Origin of the sequence: Curtobacterium sp. MCBA15_016, from assembly GCF_001865105.1 — a bacterium.
Classification (GTDB): Bacteria; Actinomycetota; Actinomycetes; order Actinomycetales; family Microbacteriaceae; genus Curtobacterium.
This window is the reverse complement of sequence record NZ_MJGR01000051.1, coordinates 1-2,531: the sequence shown is the minus strand read 5'-3', so window position 1 is coordinate 2,531 and position 2,531 is coordinate 1. Positions and strand designations below refer to the sequence as shown.

At 73.9% G+C, this 2,531-nt stretch carries 2 protein-coding genes; both read right to left on the bottom strand.

Annotated features, from left to right (window positions below; all coding sequences use genetic code 11):
- Positions 1-34 precede the first annotated feature (34 nt).
- Positions 35-1,081, bottom strand: coding sequence for an NAD(P)-dependent alcohol dehydrogenase (locus tag BIV03_RS16985; RefSeq protein ID WP_071296525.1), 1,047 nt, complete (start codon positions 1,079-1,081; stop codon positions 35-37).
- Positions 1,082-1,223: 142 nt separating this feature from the next.
- Complete coding sequence (locus tag BIV03_RS16980) at positions 1,224-2,339, bottom strand: glycerate kinase (protein ID WP_071296524.1); 1,116 nt, start codon at positions 2,337-2,339, stop codon at positions 1,224-1,226.
- Positions 2,340-2,531 lie beyond the last annotated feature (192 nt).

Below are 2,531 nucleotides of genomic sequence, written 5' to 3'. Positions count from 1 at the left end.
GCACCGCGCCTCCCGTCGCGTCGGTGGTCGCGTACTAGGCGAGCGTCGCCGCGTCGATCACGAAGCGGTAGCGGACGTCCGAGGACAGGACGCGCTCGTAGGCCTCGTTGATCTGGTCGGCGCTGATGAGCTCGGTCTCCGGCAGGATCCCGTGCTCGGCGCAGAAGTCGAGCATCTCCTGGGTCTCGCGGATGCCGCCGATCGCGGACCCGGCCCAGCTGAGCCGGCGCGGGATCAGGGCGAACGCCGGGACCTCGAGCGGCTCGGACGGTGCGCCGACGTTGACGAGGGTGCCGTCGACCTTGAGGAGGCCGAGGTAGGCACCCATCGGGATCTTCGCGGAGACCGTGTTGATGATCAGCTCGAAGGAGCTCGCGAGCTTCTCGAACGTCTCCGGGTCCTTCGTCGCGTAGTGGGCCGTCGCGCCGAAGCGGAGCGAGTCCTCCTGCTTGGAGGTGGTCTGCGACAGGACGGTGACCTCGGCGCCGAGTGCGACGGCGATCTTCACGGCCATGTGGCCGAGCCCGCCCATGCCGATCACGGCGACCTTCGACCCGGGGCCGACGCCCCAGTGGTGCAGCGGCGAGTAGGTGGTGATGCCGGCGCAGAGCAGCGGCGCGACCTTCTCGATGTCGAGCGACTCGGGGACGCGGAGGACGAAGTCCTCGTTCACGACGACGGCCTGCGAGTAGCCGCCCTGGGTGATGCTGCCGTCGGCGGGGTCGACGCCGGCGTAGGTCTGGATGTTGCCCTTGAGGCAGTACTGCTCCTCGCCCTTGACGCAGTTCTCGCACTCGCCGCAGGAGTTCACCATGCAGCCGACGCCGACGCGGTCGCCGACCTGGTGCTTGGTGACGTTCTCCCCGACGGAGGTGACGTGGCCGACGATCTCGTGGCCGACGACCTGCGGGTACTGGATCTCGCCCCACTCGCCGCGGACGGTGTGGATGTCCGAGTGGCAGATGCCGGCGTAGGCGATGTCGATCTCGACGTCGTTCGGGCCGACGTCGCGACGGGTGATGGTGGTCTTGACGAGCGGCTCGGTGGCCGACGGTGCGGCGTACGCGTTGACGGTGCGCATGGTCTCCTCGTGGGTGGTGCGTCCGGGCCGGTTCCGGCCCTCCACCAGTGTGGTGGAGCGCGCCATCGGGTGGGAGGTCCCGTTGGGGCACCCCTGCACGGAATGCGGGCGTGTCGCGTGCGGGCGCCGGGCTCGCCGTGCGTCAGGCCAGGCGGGCGAGTCGCTGGCCGGCGATCCGGGCGAAGCGCAGCGGGTCGGCGAGGGCGTCGTCCGGCTCGCCCGTCGTCTGCGTGGCCAGCACGGTGAGCGAGGCGGCAGCGTCGAAGTCGTCGAGCGCGGCCTCGATCGCCCCGGCCACGAGCATCGCCCGGGCACCCGGTGCGTGCGTCGACGCGAGGGTCCGCACCACGCTCGGCACCTTGCCGGCCGCGGACTGCCCGTCGTACCGGCCCTCGCCGGTGATCACGACGTCGGCGCCGTCGAGGAGCGCCGGCAGCCCGAGGACCTCGGCGACGGCGGCCGCTCCGCCCGCCAGCGTCGCACCCCAGGCGAGCAGTCCGAACCCGACTCCGCCGGCCGCTCCGGCGCCGGGGGTCGTCGGGTCGACGTCGGGGAAGCAGCGCGCCCAGTCGGCCAGCCGGGCGTCGAAGACGGCGATCCGTTCCGGTGCGATGCCCTTCTGCGGGCCGAACACCGCCGCGGCGCCGGACGGTCCGAGCAGGGGTGAGGTCACGTCGGTCAGCACGACAGCGCCGTGCTCCGGCAGCCGGCGCATCCACGTGGTGTCGACGCCGGTGACGTCGTCGAGCAGCTCGGCCCCCTGACGCGGTCGCGGCGGGTGTTCGGGGACCGCGGGATCGATATGGATGAGTGTTCCCAGCCCGATCAGGGCGTCGGCACCGCCGTCGGTCGAGGCGCTGCCGCCGATGCCGAGCACGAGCCCGGTCGCGCCGTCGTCGAGGGCGGCGGCGATCGCCTCGCCGAAGCCCCGGCTCGTCGCGGTGTCGGGCAGGAACTCGGGCAGCAGGGGGAGTCCGCTCGTGGCGGCGAGCTCGACCACGGCGCGGCCGTCGGGCAGCTGCAGCCAGTGCGTGTCGACGGGGGTGCCGGCGGGACCGGTGACGGTGATCGGCACCCGGACGGTCAGCGGGATCGCCGTCTCGAAGGCGTCGAGCGTGCCCTCGCCGCCGTCCGCCATCGGTGCCAGGACGACCTCGTCGCCCGGACGCTCGGCGAGCCAGCCGTCGCGCACGGCCGCTGCGATCTCGGCCGCCGTCGCGGTCCCCTTGAACGAGTCCGGAGCCACCACGATGCGCACGGCACCACCGTAGCGGACGGCCCGCGCGCCCCGGACGGCCCGGACGCCCCGGACGGCCCGGACGGCCCGGACGGCCCGTGCGCCCCGGCGCCCCGGACGGCCCAGACGGCCCGTGCGCCCCGGCGCCCCGGACGGCCCAGACGGCCCGTGCGCCCCGGACGGCCCTGGCGCCCCGGACGGGCCGGGTGGTCC